The sequence below is a fragment of the Paenarthrobacter sp. NPDC090522 genome, assembly GCF_044769225.1.
GTDB lineage: Bacteria > Actinomycetota > Actinomycetes > Actinomycetales > Micrococcaceae > Arthrobacter.
In genome coordinates, this window is the sequence record NZ_JBIVXL010000005.1 from 72,397 (window position 1) to 89,341 (window position 16,945).

At 63.6% G+C, this 16,945-nt stretch carries 19 protein-coding genes; 8 read left to right on the forward strand and 11 right to left on the reverse strand.

Annotation, left to right across the window (positions count from 1 at the left end):
- Positions 1–49: 49 nt before the first annotated feature.
- Positions 50–1,027: a thioredoxin-disulfide reductase gene (gene trxB / locus ACIQT2_RS07640; RefSeq protein WP_402945119.1), complete on the forward strand. Its 978-nt coding sequence runs from the start codon at positions 50–52 to the stop codon at positions 1,025–1,027.
- A 13-nt stretch (positions 1,028–1,040) separates the two neighbouring features.
- Here the strand turns inward: trxB and ACIQT2_RS07645 are convergent, their stop codons facing one another.
- The 4 genes from ACIQT2_RS07645 to ACIQT2_RS07660 form a co-directional block, all read right to left on the reverse strand.
- Entirely contained in the window at positions 1,041–1,382 is a 342-nt protein-coding gene (locus ACIQT2_RS07645; protein ID WP_402945122.1) for a hypothetical protein, read from the reverse strand.
- A 3-nt stretch (positions 1,383–1,385) separates the two neighbouring features.
- Positions 1,386–1,841 (reverse strand): prevent-host-death protein, encoded by a 456-nt coding sequence (locus ACIQT2_RS07650; RefSeq protein WP_400336983.1) that lies wholly within the window; start codon positions 1,839–1,841, stop codon positions 1,386–1,388.
- A 50-nt stretch (positions 1,842–1,891) separates the two neighbouring features.
- The gene (locus ACIQT2_RS07655) at positions 1,892–2,749 is read right to left on the reverse strand and encodes a prephenate dehydratase (protein WP_397325748.1); all 858 of its coding nucleotides are present in this window, start codon (positions 2,747–2,749) and stop codon (positions 1,892–1,894) included.
- A 146-nt stretch (positions 2,750–2,895) separates the two neighbouring features.
- Complete coding sequence (locus ACIQT2_RS07660) at positions 2,896–4,308, reverse strand: aldehyde dehydrogenase family protein (protein ID WP_402945124.1); 1,413 nt, start codon at positions 4,306–4,308, stop codon at positions 2,896–2,898.
- Between the two features lie 176 nt (positions 4,309–4,484).
- Between ACIQT2_RS07660 and ACIQT2_RS07665 the strand changes: the two genes are divergently transcribed.
- On the forward strand, positions 4,485–5,123 hold the full coding sequence (locus ACIQT2_RS07665; RefSeq protein ID WP_402945127.1) for a LysE family translocator: 639 nt from the start codon (positions 4,485–4,487) through the stop codon (positions 5,121–5,123).
- A gap of 5 nt (positions 5,124–5,128) precedes the next feature.
- Here ACIQT2_RS07665 and ACIQT2_RS07670 read toward each other — a convergent pair whose 3' ends face one another.
- The 3 genes from ACIQT2_RS07670 to ACIQT2_RS07680 all read right to left on the reverse strand — a co-directional run bounded on the left by ACIQT2_RS07670 (position 5,129) and on the right by ACIQT2_RS07680 (position 7,236).
- The gene (locus ACIQT2_RS07670) at positions 5,129–5,851 is read right to left on the reverse strand and encodes a hypothetical protein (protein WP_402945130.1); all 723 of its coding nucleotides are present in this window, start codon (positions 5,849–5,851) and stop codon (positions 5,129–5,131) included.
- Entirely contained in the window at positions 5,841–6,527 is a 687-nt protein-coding gene (locus ACIQT2_RS07675; protein WP_402945132.1) for a helix-turn-helix domain-containing protein, read from the reverse strand. The genes ACIQT2_RS07670 and ACIQT2_RS07675 overlap by 11 nt, the downstream gene beginning before the upstream one ends.
- A 118-nt stretch (positions 6,528–6,645) precedes the next feature.
- Positions 6,646–7,236: a TetR/AcrR family transcriptional regulator gene (locus ACIQT2_RS07680; RefSeq protein ID WP_402945135.1), complete on the reverse strand. Its 591-nt coding sequence runs from the start codon at positions 7,234–7,236 to the stop codon at positions 6,646–6,648.
- A gap of 122 nt (positions 7,237–7,358) precedes the next feature.
- On the opposite strand from ACIQT2_RS07680, the gene ACIQT2_RS07685 reads away from it, so the two are divergent.
- The 5 genes from ACIQT2_RS07685 (at position 7,359) to ACIQT2_RS07705 (ending at position 11,994) form a co-directional block, all read left to right on the forward strand.
- Positions 7,359–9,320 carry a primary-amine oxidase gene (locus tag ACIQT2_RS07685; protein ID WP_402945138.1) on the forward strand — a complete coding sequence of 654 codons (1,962 nt, stop codon included), beginning with the start codon at positions 7,359–7,361 and terminating at the stop codon, positions 9,318–9,320.
- Positions 9,321–9,322: 2 nt separating this feature from the next.
- Positions 9,323–9,760: a hypothetical protein gene (locus ACIQT2_RS07690; RefSeq protein WP_402945141.1), complete on the forward strand. Its 438-nt coding sequence runs from the start codon at positions 9,323–9,325 to the stop codon at positions 9,758–9,760.
- Between the two features lie 99 nt (positions 9,761–9,859).
- A complete protein-coding gene (locus tag ACIQT2_RS07695) occupies positions 9,860–10,300 on the forward strand; it encodes a hypothetical protein (protein WP_402945144.1) in 441 nt (146 codons plus the stop codon).
- Complete coding sequence (locus ACIQT2_RS07700) at positions 10,257–11,099, forward strand: zeta toxin family protein (RefSeq protein WP_402945147.1); 843 nt, start codon at positions 10,257–10,259, stop codon at positions 11,097–11,099. The genes ACIQT2_RS07695 and ACIQT2_RS07700 overlap by 44 nt, the downstream gene beginning before the upstream one ends.
- An 82-nt stretch (positions 11,100–11,181) precedes the next feature.
- A complete protein-coding gene (locus ACIQT2_RS07705; protein WP_402945150.1) occupies positions 11,182–11,994 on the forward strand; it encodes a hypothetical protein in 813 nt (270 codons plus the stop codon).
- A gap of 95 nt (positions 11,995–12,089) precedes the next feature.
- On the opposite strand, the gene ACIQT2_RS07710 is transcribed toward ACIQT2_RS07705, so the two are convergent.
- On the reverse strand, positions 12,090–12,965 hold the full coding sequence (locus ACIQT2_RS07710; RefSeq protein ID WP_402945153.1) for a sigma factor-like helix-turn-helix DNA-binding protein: 876 nt from the start codon (positions 12,963–12,965) through the stop codon (positions 12,090–12,092).
- Between the two features lie 16 nt (positions 12,966–12,981).
- Positions 12,982–13,440: a carboxymuconolactone decarboxylase family protein gene (locus ACIQT2_RS07715; RefSeq protein WP_402945155.1), complete on the reverse strand. Its 459-nt coding sequence runs from the start codon at positions 13,438–13,440 to the stop codon at positions 12,982–12,984.
- Between the two features lie 76 nt (positions 13,441–13,516).
- Between ACIQT2_RS07715 and ACIQT2_RS07720 the strand changes: the two genes are divergently transcribed.
- Positions 13,517–14,554 (forward strand): zinc-dependent alcohol dehydrogenase family protein, encoded by a 1,038-nt coding sequence (locus ACIQT2_RS07720; protein WP_402945158.1) that lies wholly within the window; start codon positions 13,517–13,519, stop codon positions 14,552–14,554.
- Positions 14,555–14,636: 82 nt separating this feature from the next.
- On the opposite strand, the gene ACIQT2_RS07725 is transcribed toward ACIQT2_RS07720, so the two are convergent.
- Both ACIQT2_RS07725 and ACIQT2_RS07730 read right to left on the reverse strand, forming a co-directional pair.
- Positions 14,637–15,863 (reverse strand): pyridoxal phosphate-dependent aminotransferase, encoded by a 1,227-nt coding sequence (locus tag ACIQT2_RS07725; protein ID WP_402945161.1) that lies wholly within the window; start codon positions 15,861–15,863, stop codon positions 14,637–14,639.
- 43 nt (positions 15,864–15,906) lie between these two features.
- Positions 15,907–16,842: a PASTA domain-containing protein gene (locus tag ACIQT2_RS07730; protein ID WP_402945164.1), complete on the reverse strand. Its 936-nt coding sequence runs from the start codon at positions 16,840–16,842 to the stop codon at positions 15,907–15,909.
- Between the last annotated feature and the right edge of the window lie 103 nt (positions 16,843–16,945).

The window sequence follows — 16,945 nt, forward strand, 5'->3', positions numbered from 1 at the left end:
CGCCCGGCTACCCGCCCGGCGTCATGCCTGCCCAGCCAAGGAGATTCTCATGAGCAAGGAACAGCTGATCATCATCGGGTCCGGTCCTGCCGGTTACACGGCCGCGATCTACGCCGCGCGGGCCGGGCTTGAGCCGCTGGTCCTGGCCGGATCGGTGACCGCCGGCGGGGCGCTCATGAATACCACCGAGGTGGAGAACTTCCCGGGCTTCCCCGAGGGGATCCAAGGTCCGGAGCTGATGGACGGACTACAGTCCCAGGCGGAGAAGTTCGGCGCAAAGATAGTGTTCGACGACGTCACGTCCGTTTCGCTGCGAGGCCACCTCAAGTCGGTGGTCACCGGGGCAGGGGAGACCCACGAGGCTCCGGCGGTCATCCTGGCTACCGGATCGGCCTACAAGGAACTCGGCCTGCCGGAAGAGAAGAAGCTCAGCGGACACGGTGTTTCCTGGTGTGCTACGTGCGATGGCTTCTTCTTCCGCGAGCAGGACATCATCGTGGTGGGCGGCGGCGACTCCGCCATGGAGGAAGCGACTTTCTTGACGCGGTTCGGAAAGTCGGTGACCGTCGTCGTGCGAAAGGGTGAGTTGCGCGCCTCCCGGATCATGGCGCAGCGGGCCAAGGACAACCCGAAGATCAGCTTTGCGTGGAACTCTGCTGTCACGGCCATCCATGGTGATGCCAAGGTTACGGGCGTAACGCTGACGGACACCCGTACCGGGGAAACCCGGGAGCAGGCGGCCACGGGCATCTTCGTGGCGATTGGGCACCTGCCCCGCACGGAACTGCTGGGTGGCCAGGTGGACCTCGATGCCGAGGGGTACATCAAGGTGGATTCACCCACCACGTGCACCAACCTGTCGGGCGTCTTCGCCTGCGGCGATGCCGTGGACCACCGCTACCGCCAGGCCATCACTGCAGCCGGTACGGGTTGTTCAGCGGCCTTGGATGCCGAGCGTTACCTGGCTGCGTTGGAGGATGCGGACAGCATCGCGACGGCGCTGGTGGAGGAGCCGACGCACTTCTAGCATTCGGCAGCGGCTACTTGGTCTCGTTGAGGTGGTGCGTATGCACTTGCTCCAGATAGACAACGTGCTCGACGACGAAGAACCAAATTCGGGCATCACCCTTGAGCGTTGGCTTGTGCTGCCAGCGCTCGTGCGTTGAACCCTGATGAGAGACCAAACCTAATTCGCCACGCAACGGGTAGTTGGTGGGCGTCATGACTTGGGGCGTCCGGGTAAGGAAGTCCCAGGAGTCCGTCAACGCATTGCGGATGGTTGCGCGCAGATCAATCCACCCGCGCTTTGCCTGAACAGATGCGAAGCGAAGATCGTACTCGCTCTTCTTGGTAGGGCGCTCAACCTTGGAGTCCTTCGCCATGCCTTAGGGACGCTCTACGGGTTCAGATTCTTCAAGCCATTCAATGGGCTCCTTGCCCAGGCCGGCTGCTAGTGCCGTTGCCGATTCACGCCAAGCGGTTAGCTCGGCAATCGCCAGGTGAGGCTGATTTGTTGCGAAGGAGGCTCGGGCAGCGGCCAAGACCTCGCTCGCGCACGTTTCCTGGTCAGCCTTGCTCAGCGCCAGCATCCATGGGAAGCGGTCGCTCATGCGGCACGCCAAGGTCCCCTCGGTGCTCGTGGAGACCGCTACGAGTTGTGCGGCTAGTTCCAGCAGGGAAGCCCGCGCGCGATCTGCGCTCTCGGACATCAGCACAAGCGCTTCACCGTCACGACGGGTGACCCGGACCGGATGGTCAGCTGCGGCCGCGAAGACCTCAGCGGAAGACCTGCTGAGCTCAGACGATTGGAACGTAGTCCTTGACGTGGTGGTAGTGCTCATACCTACAGTGTATTCAGAACATATTCTGAATGGAAGGCGGTCTGAGTCGCTCAGACGTTAACCAGGCTCCGCTCGCGGTAGCCGTCCGCGGCATAGACGCCAAGGACGCGGACCTCCGTAGTGAAGAACTCCAGCTCCTCCAGCGCGCGCCGGAGGCGGGCGTCTTCGGGGTGGCCTTCGACGTCGGAGATGAACATGGTGGCCGCAAACTCGTTGCCCACCATGTAGCTCTCCAGGCGGGTCATGTTGAGCCCGTTGGTGGCGAACCCGCCCAGCGCCTTATAGAGGGCCGAGGGGACGTTCCGGACGCGGAACACAAACGTGGTGATCGCGGGACCCGGCAGTTCTTCCTTGGTGGGAAGCGCGCGCTCGCGGGCCAGGACCACGAACCGGGTGGTGTTGGTGGGATCATCCTCGACGCCGGAGGCCAGGACGTCGAGTCCGTACAGCCCGGCGGCCAGCGGTGGAGCGAGTGAGAGCTTGCGGGGATCGTTCCAGTCCCTGACTTCGCGGGCAGACCCTGCGGTATCCCCGGCGATCACGGGCTTCAGGCCTGCTTCGCGGATGATGCGCCGGCACTGGCCCAACGCGTGGATGTGGCTGTGGACCTCGGTAGCGCCCTCGATGGTGCTGCCCGGAATGCCCAGCAGGTCGAAGCGGATGGGAAGGAAGTATTCGCCAACAATCTGCAGGTTCGACTGTGGAAGCAGGACGTGGATGTCCGCCACGCGGCCCGCGATGGAGTTCTCGATCGGGATCATGGCAAGGTCCACTTCCCCGGTGGAGACGAGTTCAAAGGCGTCCTCGAAGCTGGCGCAGGGCACGCTTTCGAGTTCGGGGAACATTTCCTTGCACGCGAGGTCCGAGTTGGCTCCGGGCTCGCCTTGGTACGCGATCTTCTGGGACATGGTGCTCATGGTTTCATGCGGGGTATGGGGCTGCGCAAAAGCGTCCACCGTATGGCCTTCGGCACCCAACTGGGTCGCATTTGTGCGCGTTTTGAGCCGTGAAAACGCGCTTAACTGCGACCCAGTTGGGTGACGCGGGAGGGGAGTTAGCCGTTGATGATCTGCGGAACGCCCAGGTGCTTGAGGCCTTCGGCGCCGAATTCGAGGCCGTAGCCGGACTGCTTCGCCCCGCCGAAGGGGACGCGGGGGTCCACGGCGCCGTGCTTGTTGATCCATACGGTTCCGGCCTGGATGCGGGCGGCGACTTCGCGGGCGGCGGCCGGGTCGGAGGACCAGACCGAGGCGCCGAGTCCGACGTCGAGCGCGTTCGCCTTGGCGACGGCCTCATCAACAGTGCTGTATTTGATGATCGGCAGGGCCGGACCGAACTGTTCCTCTGCTACGAGCGGGTTGTCGTTGTCGATGTCCGCCACGAGCGTGGTCGGGTAGAAGTTGCCAGGCTGGTCGGCGTCAGGGTTGCCGCCCACGAGAATCCGGGCGCCGGAGTCCTTCGCGGCGTCTACCAGGCGGGCGACGATGTCGTATTGCTGGCGGTTCTGCAGCGGGCCGAGGACGTTGTTCTCGTCGAGCCCGTTACCCATGGGCATCGCGGAGGCCACCGCTGCGAGTTCGGTGCAGACGGCCTCGTACTGGGACTCGTGGACGTAGAGGCGCTTCAGCGCCGCGCAGGTTTGGCCGGTGTTGATGAACGCGCCCCAGAACAGGCCTTCGGCGATTGCCTTGGGGTCCGAATCGGGCAGGACGATGCCGGCGTCGTTGCCGCCGAGTTCCAGGGTGAGGCGCTTGACCGTGTCCGCGGAGGATCGGATGATCGCCTTGCCCGTGGCGGTGGAGCCGGTGAACATGACCTTGCCGATGGCCTTGTGGGAAGCAAGCGCTTCGCCGACGTCGCGGCCGCCGGACACTACGGAGACCAGGCCTTCGGGCAGTTCCTGGTTGATGATCGAGATCAGCGCGAGCACGGACAGTGGCGTGTATTCGGAGGGCTTGACCACCACGGAGTTGCCCATCCGCAGGGCCGGGGCGATCTGCCACACGGTGATCATCATGGGCCAGTTCCAGGGTCCGATGGCACCCACGACGCCGATGGGCCGGTAGTGCAGTTCGGCGCGGGTTTCGCCGTCGTCCACTACTACTTCCGGTTCCAGCGGGGTGCCGGCCGTGGCGCGCAGCCAGGCGGCGCAGGCGCCCACTTCGAAGCGGGCGTTCGGGCCGTTCAGCGGTTTGCCCTGCTCGCGGGAGAGCAGTTGGGCGAGTTCTTCGGCGGAGCGTTCGACGGCGTCGGCTGCTTTAAGGAGCGCAGCGGACCGGGCGTCGTGGCCCAAGGCAGCCCACGCGGGTTGGGCGGCAGCGGCAGTAGCGATGGCGGCTTCGAGGTCGTTGACCGTGTGGACCGGGGCCTCGCCGACGGCTTCGCCCGTGGCGGGATCGAAAATGGTGCGGCTGTTCTGGCCGGGGGCTGCGGTGATCGAGGCCAGCAGGGCGTCGTAAGTCTCCATTGGTACTCCGCTCGGTAGTAAGTCTTGGCGGCCGGTGAGGCGCGCGGCGATGCTTCCAGTGTGGTTGGCGTCACGTGGAGTGGTCTTGTCATTGGACGAACAGGCCTTGACGGCAAGCGAACGCTTTAGGTTCACTTGGCTTTCGCTACCTGCCGGTATGCTCCACAATCGATCTTGTGACTCTCGCTTCCCTCGCTGCATTTGCCGGTCTTTGCCTGATTCTGTCCGTGACTCCCGGTCCGGACACCTTCCTGGTGCTTCGCATCGCGTTGAACAGACCGTCGGCGGGGATCGCCGCGGCAGCCGGTTCTGCGATCGGTGCCATCGTGTGGGCCGCACTGGTGGGGGTTGGCCTCGCCGCGATCCTGGAGCAGTCTGCGGAGTTGTTCCGCTGGATCAAGATCGCCGGCGGCCTGTACCTGCTGTACCTGGGTGTTTCGTCGTTCATCAAGTCGCGCCGCGCAGCCAAGGCCGGTGCTGCCGGGTCCGCCGAAGAGCCGCTGCCCTACAACCGCCTTTCGGCCCTCGGCGCGGGTGCGCTCTCGACGCTCCTCAACCCCAAGGTGGGCCTGTTCTACCTCGCCGTGGTTCCGCAGTTCATCCCGCACGGCGGCGACACCATGGGCACGTCCCTCATCCTGGGCGTCGTCGTGGCCGTGATTGCCTTCGCGTACCTCTCGATGATCGCCGTGGTGGCGTTCAAGGCGATGCGGTGGCTGAAGAAGCCGAAGGTGAGCACCGTCGTCGAGCGTACGTCCAGCGGAATCATTGCGGGACTGGGCGTTGGAGTGGTGGCGTCGGGGGCTACGAGCTAGGCCTCTCAGCTCAGCGACGAACGCAGGCGTTCAACGCCGTCGGCACCCTCTGGTACTTGTTCCATAAGCCCTGGTTCATTGGCAAGGCGACCAAGCATGTTTGCCAGGTGGTCCCGTTCAGCGCGCTTGTAGGTGACGCCGCGAAGGTCTGAGACGCGGACAACGGATGCCAAGGCAAGAAAGTCGTCGATGTGTCGCTGCCGCAGGGGATCGTTGATGATTGAAAGCGCCCCCGCCTTGCCGATAAGGCTGCCGAGGAGCGTGGGTCGGTTTACATATCCGGACGCTGATCCTGCTTGAACGTCGACGGTCTCGGAACGGTCGAGGGCCTGCTGGCTGGCCGGAGCGGCAATTGTGGTCCCGCCCGTGACTCCGCGTCGCTTCTCGGCGCGTTCACCCAGATAGCGCGGGATGAGAACATCAATCAGAGCCTTGTCGCGCTTCCATCGATGTTGGTACCCCTCCGGGGATTCCCCCACAGATTCGAAGCCAAGGTTCACGAGGAGCTCGGTGAAGTCGTGAAGCATCGTCGGGTATGCCCGGATGTCCAGTGCCAAATCGGCGTCCTTCGTAGCCCGCACATACGGTGCGCCCCGCTCCACAGCGTGCAGGTAGACCGCCTGGCCTCCAACCAGAACCCACCCCTTTGGCATCGCTTTGTGGATTTCGAAGACAGCCTGCCATGCTTCCTGCTGTTCGGCGAACATTGCGGGAAGTTCAATGGGCATGAATACTCCTGAGGATTTCGCGTGCTGCCTGCTGTTCGCGGACACCGGGCCGCTCGGCCAAGTCTGCCGCCACCACAAGCGGCGGAAGTTCGTCTGGGATTCGTTCAGCGGCCCTAAGGACGACATTGGGCCTGTTGCCCGGAAGTGCCGGAACCAGGAACCAATCCTTGGCGACGTCCTTGAGATCGTCGCGTTCCACGTAGGCTTCCACCTCTGAGTTGGCCAGCAACCCGGACCGTGGATGCGAGACTCCGGAGAGGTGGATTCGGTTGTCCTCGCGAAGCTCGGGAATGTCCGCCGGGCTGGAGGAGAACTCGAACTTTTCGGCGCGGTTGGCCAGCCACGCCGCAACAAGCTCCAGCGAATCGGGGGAGTCCTGCAATCGGCTGACGCGTTGCTTGAGACGATGCTTCTCGACGGGCGAGGGTTTCAAGTCATCGAGGAGGGAGTGCCTGAGGCTGTCGTCCCAGAAGCACGACATGAGTTGCCAAGCACTGCGTTCGGACAGCGGCCGGCCAGCCGGCTTTCCGGGCCGGTACTGGGCGGCGTCAGCTTCTTCAACGATCCAGCGTCCACCTACCCGCTGTCCGCGAATGCGGCCGGATTGGACGAGTTGCCGTGCTCGGCTCTGGTTGACGTTGAGGCGCTTCGCCAGTTCGGGGATGCTGAGTGCCATTTCATAATGGTATCGGTATCGCTATGAATATGTAATGACTTCGAGAGCCTAGAATTACATATTCGTAGCGCTTCCGCCAGGAACGTGTAATCGAGGGTTGGCGTAGGCGGAACCTGACTCAGGCGGCCAGCAGCGCCAAATAGTTGTCCAACTGCCCCTCGAGGTTGATGGAGAAGTGCTCCGCCGGGGACAGCGCTGCCACGATCTGGGCCCCAAGCATCATGTTGAGCAGGTGATCGGCGACGGCGGCGTCCCCGATGGGCATGGCAATCTCGCCGGCCGCGCGGGCTGCTGCGGTGTGGGCCGTGATGGTGGTGTGCCACTGGCTCATGGATTCGCTGTGGAGGGCGGCCATGTCCGGTTCGTTCAAGGCCTTTTGCCAGAACGGGATGACGATCCGGGCTTCATTGACGCGTTCCTCGTCCAGGGGGAGGACTTCGGTGCAGAAGGCCCGCAGGGCGGCCAGGCCGGAAAGTCCTTCCGTTACCAGGGCGATGCGCTGGTTGGTCCGGTTGAAGACGTGTCCGAACGCCGACGTGAGCAGCAGGTCCTTGGTGGGAAAGTAGGGCTTCAGGGCGCCGTTGGCAAACCCTGCTTCGATGGCGATTTCCCTCATGGTGGCACCTTCAATGCCCAGTCTGGCGATGATCCGCCACGTGGCGTCCACCAGTTCGAGGCGTCGTTGATCGTGGTCAACAATCTTTGGCACGAAGGGGACTCCCGGAAAAATAATCGGCGGACAGGTCTTGTGACCCATCTTACGTTTTGGTTATTCTCTACAGCAATAGAAAATAAATCCTGACCCGTCGAGGTCCCGGACAAGAGGCAGCCATGACGCCCACAGCAACTGACATTTCCACCCAATACGGCCTGGCCACAGCTGAAGAGATCACCACGGTGCAAGGCGTCCTGCAGGCCTCCGGACACCTCGGGGACGCCAAGCGGATCGCTTACCTCGGCCTGGTGGATCCGTCCCGCGGCACCGCGGAACCTGACCGCAGGTTCCGCGTTTTCATCCACGACATCTCCGGAGGAGCACCCACCGACGTCCTCGTCTCCGCCGCCCGCGGAGAGGTGCTGTCCGCCGTCGAGCTTGATACCAAGGTGTCCGGCGAGCTGCCGGTCCTTGAGGAAGAGTTCGAGGTTGTGGAGACGCTCCTGGCGACGGATGAGCGGTGGCTGGCTGCCCTGGCTGCCCGCGACCTCGACGTGGCAAAGGTACGCGTTGCCCCGCTGTCCGCAGGCGTTTTCGAGTACGAGGAAGAACGCGGACGGCGCATCCTCCGCGGTCTGGCCTTCGTGCAGGACTTCCCGGAAGACAGCGCCTGGGCCCATCCCGTTGACGGCCTGGTGGCCTACGTGGACGTAGTGAATAAGGAAGTCACCCAGGTGATCGACCTCGGCGTGATGCCCATTCCCGCCGAGCACGGCAACTACACGAACCCTGAGCTGACGGGACCCCTTCGCGACACGCAGAAGCCCATCAGCATCACCCAGCCGGAAGGCCCCAGCTTCACCGTTACGGGCGGCAACCATGTGGAGTGGGAAAAGTGGAGCGTGGACGTCGGCTTCGATGTCCGTGAAGGGGTTGTCCTGCACAACCTGGCCTTCAAGGACGGCGACAAGAAACGCCCCATCATCAACCGCGCGTCGATCGCGGAAATGGTGGTTCCCTACGGTGATCCTTCGCCCATCCGGTCGTGGCAGAACTACTTCGATACCGGCGAATACCTCGTGGGCCAGTACGCCAACTCCCTGGAACTGGGCTGCGACTGCCTGGGCGACATCACCTACCTCAGCCCGGTGATCAGTGACGCCTTCGGTAACCCCCGCGAAATCCGCAACGGCATCTGCATGCACGAGGAAGACTGGGGCATCCTCTCCAAGCACTCGGACCTGTGGACGGGCATCAACTACACCCGCCGCAACCGCCGCCTGGTGATCTCCTTCTTCACCACCATCGGCAACTACGACTACGGCTTCTACTGGTACCTCTACCTGGACGGCACCATCGAATTCGAAGCCAAGGCCACCGGCATCGTGTTCACCTCGGCGTTCCCGGAGGGCGGCTCGGACAACATCTCCCAGCTCGCCCCGGGCCTGGGCGCACCCTTCCACCAGCACCTTTTCAGCGCCCGACTGGACATGGCCATCGACGGTTTCACCAACCGCGTCGAAGAAGAGGATGTGGTCCGCCAGGCCATGGGTCCGGGCAACGAACGTGGCAACGCCTTTTCCCGCAAGCGCACCGTCCTCACCAAAGAATCCGAAGCAGTCCGCGAATCCGACGCCAAGGTTGGCCGCACGTGGATCATCTCCAACCCGGAATCGAAGAACCGCCTGGGCGAACCCGTTGGCTACAAACTCCACGCCGAAAACCAGCCCACGCTCCTGGCCGACCCCGGCTCCTCGATCGCCCGCCGCGCGGCCTTCGCCACCAAGGATGTCTGGGTCACCCGCTACGCCGACGAGGAACGCTACCCCACCGGCGACTTCGTCAACCAGCACTCCGGCGGGGCAGGACTCCCGGCCTACGTGGCCCAGGACCGCGACATCGACGGCCAGGACATCGTTGTGTGGCACACCTTTGGCCTGACCCACTTCCCGCGCATCGAGGACTGGCCGATCATGCCCGTGGACACGGTCGGCTTCAAGCTCCGCCCCGAGGGCTTCTTCGACCGCAGCCCCGTGCTGGACGTGCCCGCGAACAGCTCAGGTTCGAGCTGCCACACCGCTCCCGGTGAGACTGCTGCTGAGACAGGGCACGGCGAAGCCTCCGGGCACTGCCACTAGCCATGGCGATCACTGCAGGACGGGTCCGCACCAACGGACCCGTCCTTCACCCCCGGCTCTGCGCCGCCATCACGGCCGTCTCCTGCCTGACCCACCTCTGGCTCGCCGCTTCCGGACACCACGACGCCTGGATCGGCTTGGTCATGGTGGCCCTGGCCGCGGTCTGCGTCCCGTGCACTGTCCACATCTGGCGCCACAGCCGGGTAGGTGCACTCCACCAAGTCACCGGCTCAGCCCTCGCCATGGTTGCCCTGCACGCCGTGCTGCTGCTCGGAGCCGGCGGTTCCGGACACGCGCACGGCGGCAGGCCGGCGTCGGGCGCTGTTGATACCGCCGGGGCCGCCCAACTGTTGTTGGTGATCGGCCTGGAAATCACGACGGCGTTACTCGCCGCGACGCTCGTGGCCCGGCTGCGGCGCCGGGCGACCGTGGGGACCTAGAGATCAGCCGTGTGTAGAGCTGCGACCACATCCGCCGTGCGATTGATTGATTCACGATGAATCACTCGCGTAGACTGAGCGTGAGGAAAGAAGGTCGCCATGATCGTGATGAACAACGATATTGCTGCTTTGCACCGTGGCGCGTTGCAGCGTCAGGCCCGGCAGCGCGTGGATCTGCTTGATGAACTGCGTGCGGTTCACAATGCCTCCTCGCGGGGGATGAACCAGCGTGAGATCGCTGATGTTCTGGTGACCAGTCAGGCAAAAGTGCATCGAATGCTGAAGGCCATCGAACGTCGACCAGAGGTACTGTCGGCCGAAGAGCCGGAGGAGATCATCCTTCGCGCATTTGCTTACGACACCCCCAGGGCGGAACTTCTCCAAAAGTTGAAGTCCCTGACCTACACGGATGGTGAGGATGCCCCGTACCCGCATGAGGGCCGGCTTCCCGGAACATGGGACCAGGTTGTAGGAGCGTTCGCTCAGGATCTCCTGAATGAGTCCGAATTCAATGAGGTCAGGGCGGCTGTTGGCCGCTGAAAGGGAGGCTGTTCATGCAGCGCTGACCGACTTATATGGTCCTGGTAATGATCTGGAGCAAGCTCCGGATCTTCTCTTGGCCTACTTTGACGACGCAACAGTGGTCCGCTTGGCAAAGGCATTCATGGCCCGGCAGCAGGATGTTATGACGGCGGGCCATGCAGTTGTTATCGCCGCAGGTCCCCCTGGAGCAGGCAAGACCGAGGCGCTGAAGACGTTGGACCTTAAGGGATACCGCCTTATTGACCCTGACGATGCCAAAGACCTGATCCTGGACGACGCTGAACGGCACGGCTTGTTGAGTTACCCCCACAAATACACACTGCCCGACGGCAAGCCCGTAGGAGTACGGGAGTTGGCCTCCCACGTTCACACTATTTCCACAAGAACAACCAACCTGGTCAGGCAGATGGCGCTCGCTACAGGCGAGAACGTCGTCATCGACGGCACCTTGTCATGGGAAAAATTGCCCGCGCAGTACATCGACGAGCTCTTCATGTCCCGCTACGAGGAAGTGGACATTGTTGATGTCGAAACAATCAGGGAAACCGCGATCGAACGAGCGCGACAACGGTGGTGGTCAGGCAGGTTGCAAGATCCTGTGATGGGCGGAAGATTCGTGCCGGATGCTGTCATCGAGCACTGCTACACCAGCGGCCCCGAGTCGATCTGCGCAGTCAATGCACTGAAACTGGCGAAGATGGCCGCAGATACCGTCGGCCGCGGTACGCTGCGCCGTTTTGATGTCGACCAAGCCACCGGCAAGGTCAGGCCCAGCAACGTAATCACCTTCGAATAGCACCGTCAACCCGGGCAACACATCAGGGCGCGGAAGGCCTGTCACCCCTTGCCATGGCCAGCCACGGTGCCACAATTGAGCCATGGCCGCAGCGTGGTCAATTCGTGAGGGTTTCCGTGCCGGGCCGGATCCGGATGCGTTGCGCCGGCCGTTCTTCATTGCCGCCGTCGTTGTCTTCGCCCTGGTAGTCCTGACCGAGGTGGGCATGGCCCTGGTCCTGGGCCAGACCGCCGTCGATCCTGTCTCCCCGGGTGACGCCGACAAGCTGGGCGTTCCGCTGGAGGTTTTCCTCAAGACACAGAAAGCCGATGCCGATCCTCCGGGGGCGGGCATCGGCTTTCTGGCGTTCCTGGATGGGCTGTTGCTGTTCACGGTGGTGATGCTGGGGCTCAGCCTCATGATGAACCTGCGCACCTATGGGCGGGTCCAAGGAATTGCCACGTTGATCGTGACCCTGCTGTGGGTGATCGCGGCGTTCCTGACGGCCTTGCTCGCGTTGGCCAAACTGTTTCTGATGATCGGGCTGTTCGTCGCGACGCCCTTCGGAACCATTGCCTACCTGGCGCTGTGGGGGAGCTTTCCCAAGGGGCAGGCCGCGGCCATTCTCGGCTTGTTGTTGCTGCTGAAGATCGTGTTCGCGGTGCTGCTGATCCTGAGCCAGCCGAAGTTCCTCAAGGTCACCGGCTTGGTGATCCTGCTGGTGATCTCCGTGTTGCTGCAGGTGGTCCTCGGGCTGATCCACGGGTTCCTGCCGGGGCCGTTGGTGTCCATCGGGGACCAGTTTTGGGCGCTGGTGACCGTGGTGGTGGCGCTGGTGTGGGCCTTGATCATGCTCATCGGGTCCATTCCGGCGATCATCAACGCGCTGCGGGTGAGTGGTTCGGCGGGGGATTAGCTCGGCTACCTGTGCGCCGGGTTCGCGGGAAGCCTGCCTGCTCGTGCGGAAGCTTCCCCACGAACGGGCAGCTTTCCCGCGGTTTCGCGGCAGAGTTACAGCGCAACCCGCGTCAGCTTGTCCGGATTCGAGATCTGCCGCAACCCGCGGATGCCGCCGTCAGGGCCGCCGTCAAGCACTAAGACGTCGGCGCGGCCCGAATGCCGGAGCACCAGCGCCGGCCCGCCGTTCACGTCGATGAGATCGGCAGTGACTGGCTGCAGCGCGGCAGCCTTCTCCAGGATGCCCAGGAAGAACCGTGCGATCCTGGCGGCCCCGAACAGCGGGTTTATGGCACTCTTGACCTTGCCTCCGCCGTCGGCCCACAGCACGGCGTCCGGGTCCAGCATCGCAACCACAGTGTCTATCTCGCCGTTCTCGATGGCGAGCACCAGCTTCTCCAAGGCGGCGCGGTCCTTGGCCCGAGGGGCGGGTGCGTCGGGGTCGATGTCCAAGCGGCGTTCCGAACGCGAAATCATCTGCCTTATGGCAGCGGGTGTCTTGTCCAGGATTTCCCCGATGTCCGGGGCGGACATCCCGAAGGCGCGGTGCAGCACAAGGGCCGCCCGCGCCTCGGGTGCCAATTGCTCGGCAAGGTGCAGCAAGGTCAGCGACAACAGCTCGCGGTTGGCCAGTGTTTCCTCCGGTAGCCGGGCCGTGTCCACTGGCTCGGGCAGCCAAGGGCCGGTGTAGTCCTCCCGTATGGCAGCGAGTTGGCGGACCCGGTCCACGGAGCGCCGAACGCACACGGTGGTGAGCCAGGCCGGCCAGGAGTCCACGCTGGAACGCCGTTCCTGACGGACGGCGTCCATCGCGACTTCCGACACCACGTCTTCGGCATGGCCAAAATCGCCGAGCATCCGGTACGCGATGCCCAGAAGGCGGTTCCGTTCGCTTTGCCACGCCGCCGTGGCCGAGACTGCAAGCGTCATGCTGCCACGTTACCGCTCAGACCAGCAGGTTCTTCTCGTCCAGCGGTGGCTCCATCTGTGTGCTCACGGCGATCCGGTTCCACACGTTGATAGTGGAGATCGCCAGGATCAGGGCACCCATTTGGCCGTCGTCAAAGTGCGTCGCTGCGGCGTTCCAGATTTCGTCGGTGACGGTGTCCGGCCCGAGTTGGGTGACGGCATCGGTCAGGGCGAGCACGGCCTGTTCGCGGGCATCGAAGAAGACTTTTGAATGCTGCCAGGCTGCGACGGCGTGAAGTTTGCGGGACGGGATGCCGCGCTTGGCGCCCTCGGTTGCGTGCATGTCCACACAGAATCCGCAGCCGTTCAGGATGGAGGCACGGAGCTTGATGAGTTCATACAGGTCCGGGTCCACGGACTTGCGGGCGTAGCCTTCCAACCCGATGACGGCGGCGTAGCCGAGCTTGTTGCTCCGGCCCATGTTGATGCGTGGCATGGTGTTCGTCCTTTCGAAGTGTTCCTTACATCAGGGATGTCGGATGGGAGCCCGGAAGTGTGACAGAGTCGAATCCGTGCGAGCAGTGATCTTTGACGAAGTCCGTAGCCAGCCCGAGGTCCGGGACGTCCCGGTGCCGGAAGCCCTGCCCGGCGGCGTGGTGGTGAAGGTTGTTGCCACGGGTATGTGCCGCAGTGACTGGCACGCCTGGGCCGGGCACGACGATATTGCCATGCCACATGTCCCGGGCCACGAACTCGCAGGGGTGATTGCCGCCGTCGGGCCTGGCGTGCAGCGCTGGAACGTCGGCGACCGCGTGACCGCACCCTTCGTCTGCGGCTGCGGAAAATGCGATTGGTGCCTGGCCGGCGAAGCGCAGGTTTGCCCCGACCAGGAGCAGCCGGGCTTCACTCACTGGGGTTCCTTCGCCGAATATGTGGCCCTCCACGCGGCCGACAGCAACTTGGTTGCCATCCCGGACAGCGTTGAATTTACGACGGCGGCCAGCCTCGGCTGCCGCTTCGCCACCGCCTACCGGGCGCTCGCGGCCCGGGCGCAGGTGAAGCCAGATGAATGGGTGACCGTGGTGGGAGCAGGGGGTGTTGGGCTGAGCGCGGTGATGATTGCCAAGGCCATGGGGGCCAGGGTCATCGCGGTGGATCGGAACCCCGAGGCGTTGGCTGTGGCCGCACGTCTTGGTGCGGACCACACTGTGCCTGCGGACGGCACCGACATTCCGGCAGCAGTCAGCGTCCTCTCCGGCGGAGGCAGCCACGTGGCCGTTGACGCCGTCGGAAGTGAACAGACGTGCGCCGACGCGATCCTCAGCCTTCGCAGGCGGGGTCGGCACGTCCAAATCGGTCTGTTGCCGTCCATCAACGGCAACCCGCAAGTGCCCATGGCCCGCGTCATCGGCTGGGAACTCGATCTGCTGGGCAGCCACGGCATGGCCGCGGTGGATTACCCGGGCATGATGGCCCTGATCGAGGAGGGTCGGCTCCAGCCGCAACTGCTGATCGAACGGACCATTGGCCTGGCCGAAGCAGCGGCGCTGTTGCCCGGCTTCGACAAGGCAACGGTCGCCGGCATGACCATGATCGACCCGACCCGGTAGGACGCGTGCTCTCCCAAGTAGGGGACAGCACATGCACTACTGAGCGCTCAGTGGGACATGTGCTGTCCCCTAGTTGGGTGGGTTAGTCCGCGGGGCGGTTCCGGTACGCCGCGAGGAAGTGGGAGATGCGGCGCACGGCTTCCTCGATGTCCCTCACATTCGGCAGGATCACGAACCGGAAGTGGTCCGGTGTGGGCCAGTTGAACGCCGTGCCGTGGGAGACGAGGATCTTCTGTTCCTGGAGGAGTTGGAGGACAAACTTCTCGTCGGATTCGATGGGGTAGATCTCGGGGTCTAGCCGAACGAACAGGTACATGGCACCGGCCGCAGGAACACAGGAAACACCGGGGATGGCAGTGAGCAACTTCCACGCCAGGTCCCGCTGTTCGCGGAGGCGTCCGCCGGGCTTGATGAGTGCTTCGATGCTTTGGTATCCGCCCAGGCAGGTTTGGATGGCGTGTTGGGCGGGGACGTTGGAACACAAACGCAGGGACGCGAGCAGTTCCAAGGACTCCCGGTACGCTGCCGTGGCGGCCAAGGGTCCCGTGACGGCCACCCATCCGGCACGGTAGCCGGGCATGCGGTAGGCCTTGGAAAGCCCGCTGAAGGTGAGCACGCAGATGTCGTCCGCAATGGACGCTGTGTGGATGTGTGGGGCATCGACGTACCGGATCTTCTCGTAGATCTCGTCCGAGAACAGCACCAGATCGTGCTTTCGTGCCAAAGCAGCGAACTGGTCCAGGATGTGCCGCGGGTAGACCGCACCGGTGGGGTTGTTCGGGTTGATGATCACGATTCCGCGAGTACGCGGGGTGATCTTGGCCTCGACGTCGGCCATGTTCGGCCACCAGTTCTCGTCCTCATCGCAGAGGTAGTGCACGGCCTTGCCACCCGTGAGCGTGACGGTGGCCGTCCAGAGGGGGTAGTCAGGGGCGGGGATGAGGATTTCGTCGCCGTTTTCCATGAAGGCCTGCAGGGTCATGGAGATGAGTTCGCTGACGCCGTTGCCGATGAAGATGTCTTCAACGCCGATGTTCATCAGACCGCGGGTTTGGTAGTACTGCGAGATCGCGGTCCGGGCGGAGAAGATGCCCTTGGAATCGCTGTACCCCTGCGCGCCGCGGATGTGGTGGATCATGTCCACCACCACGGACTCCGGCGCTTCCAGCCCGAATGGTGCGGTGTCCCCGAGGTTCATCTTGAGGATGCGGTGACCCTCGGCTTCCATGGCCTTGGCCGCTTGGAGGATGGGCCCACGGAGTTCGTACCGGACGTTCTGGAGTTTGCTGGAGTGCTGCATCGGACGCATGGTTGATCTTTTCATGTCACAGGGCCCAGCGTGTAAACCCGTCTCAAGGTTGCAGCCTTTGGACGCAGAACTGCGGATTGATCATGCAGATGTTGGGCAGTGGGTCGACGACGATGATCGACCTCGGCTCGGTCCGCACCAGAACCAGCGCGTTGACGTTGACCTTGGTTCCGACGTCCGGGTTCACGCCCACCACAATGCACGGCCGGAACAGCGGCTCAAAAGCGGAGCCAAAGCACTGCGATCCCTGGGTGAAGTCCAATTGGATCTTCGCCGCTTGGAACGCCGCCTTGGCATCCTCGATCCTCTTGCCCAGGACGTCGGGCACGGTAGGACGGGCAGGAATGGCGACCTCGATATTGACGTTGCTGCCTCGTCCGGCTTTTTCTCCACCGGCAGGGTCCTGGCTGACCACCGTGCCTTCGGCTTCGGTGCTCTCGACCTGGCTGCTGCCCACCGAGAACCCCGCGTCCGTGAGGATCTTGACCGCTTCCGCTTCCGGCTTGGTTTTCACATCCGGCACGTTGGCGTCCTTGAAGACGAAGAACAGGATCGCCCCGATGATCGCCAGGAGCACCACCCCGCCGATGATCACCCACAGCCACGGGAACTTCGGGGCCGGTTTGGGTGCCTCGGCCGCCGGCACGTTGAGCGTGACCACGTGGGCTTGATCGGCGTAGTCTTCCGGGGCGTCGTCTGCGGAGTACGCGATCAGCTTGACGGGGTAGCTTCCCGCGGCAGCGCCGGCGGTATCGAAGTTCACCACGTACTGTTCGGTGGCCCCGGCTGCGATGGTCCGCAAGGGGTTGGGGATGGTGGTGTACGTTTTCGACGGCGGATTGGTCACCTGCCCGGGGAAGGCGCCCAGGACCACCCGTTCGGGGCCGGGTGAGCCGTTGGTTACGGAGGCCGTCAGCGAACCTTTGCCGTCCTTCAGGATCACATCGGGGGAGCTCAACGTCATGGTGATGGTGGTCATGGTCTAACTCCTCGGCTGGTGGTGGCGTAGCTCGTGGGGGAACCGCAATGCTGTTGGTGCCCAGCGATGAAACAGCGGGCTGCCGAGGTGTTGCGCGTGGTCA

Coding starts and splice junctions, on each gene's coding strand:
- ACIQT2_RS07675 (WP_402945132.1), bottom strand. CDS start 6,527: ATGGCACTCAGCATCCCCGAACTGGCGAAGCGCCTCAACGTCAACCAG.
- ACIQT2_RS07645 (WP_402945122.1), bottom strand. CDS start 1,382: ATGGCGAAGGACTCCAAGGTTGAGCGCCCTACCAAGAAGAGCGAGTAC.
- ACIQT2_RS07705 (WP_402945150.1), top strand. CDS start 11,182: ATGGCCGCAGCGTGGTCAATTCGTGAGGGTTTCCGTGCCGGGCCGGAT.
- ACIQT2_RS07725 (WP_402945161.1), bottom strand. CDS start 15,863: ATGCGTCCGATGCAGCACTCCAGCAAACTCCAGAACGTCCGGTACGAA.
- ACIQT2_RS07650 (WP_400336983.1), bottom strand. CDS start 1,841: ATGAGCACTACCACCACGTCAAGGACTACGTTCCAATCGTCTGAGCTC.
- ACIQT2_RS07670 (WP_402945130.1), bottom strand. CDS start 5,851: ATGCCCATTGAACTTCCCGCAATGTTCGCCGAACAGCAGGAAGCATGG.
- ACIQT2_RS07710 (WP_402945153.1), bottom strand. CDS start 12,965: ATGACGCTTGCAGTCTCGGCCACGGCGGCGTGGCAAAGCGAACGGAAC.
- ACIQT2_RS07695 (WP_402945144.1), top strand. CDS start 9,860: ATGATCGTGATGAACAACGATATTGCTGCTTTGCACCGTGGCGCGTTG.
- ACIQT2_RS07715 (WP_402945155.1), bottom strand. CDS start 13,440: ATGCCACGCATCAACATGGGCCGGAGCAACAAGCTCGGCTACGCCGCC.
- trxB (WP_402945119.1), top strand. CDS start 50: ATGAGCAAGGAACAGCTGATCATCATCGGGTCCGGTCCTGCCGGTTAC.
- ACIQT2_RS07730 (WP_402945164.1), bottom strand. CDS start 16,842: ATGACCACCATCACCATGACGTTGAGCTCCCCCGATGTGATCCTGAAG.
- ACIQT2_RS07660 (WP_402945124.1), bottom strand. CDS start 4,308: ATGGAGACTTACGACGCCCTGCTGGCCTCGATCACCGCAGCCCCCGGC.
- ACIQT2_RS07685 (WP_402945138.1), top strand. CDS start 7,359: ATGACGCCCACAGCAACTGACATTTCCACCCAATACGGCCTGGCCACA.
- ACIQT2_RS07690 (WP_402945141.1), top strand. CDS start 9,323: ATGGCGATCACTGCAGGACGGGTCCGCACCAACGGACCCGTCCTTCAC.
- ACIQT2_RS07700 (WP_402945147.1), top strand. CDS start 10,257: ATGAGTCCGAATTCAATGAGGTCAGGGCGGCTGTTGGCCGCTGAAAGG.
- ACIQT2_RS07655 (WP_397325748.1), bottom strand. CDS start 2,749: ATGTCCCAGAAGATCGCGTACCAAGGCGAGCCCGGAGCCAACTCGGAC.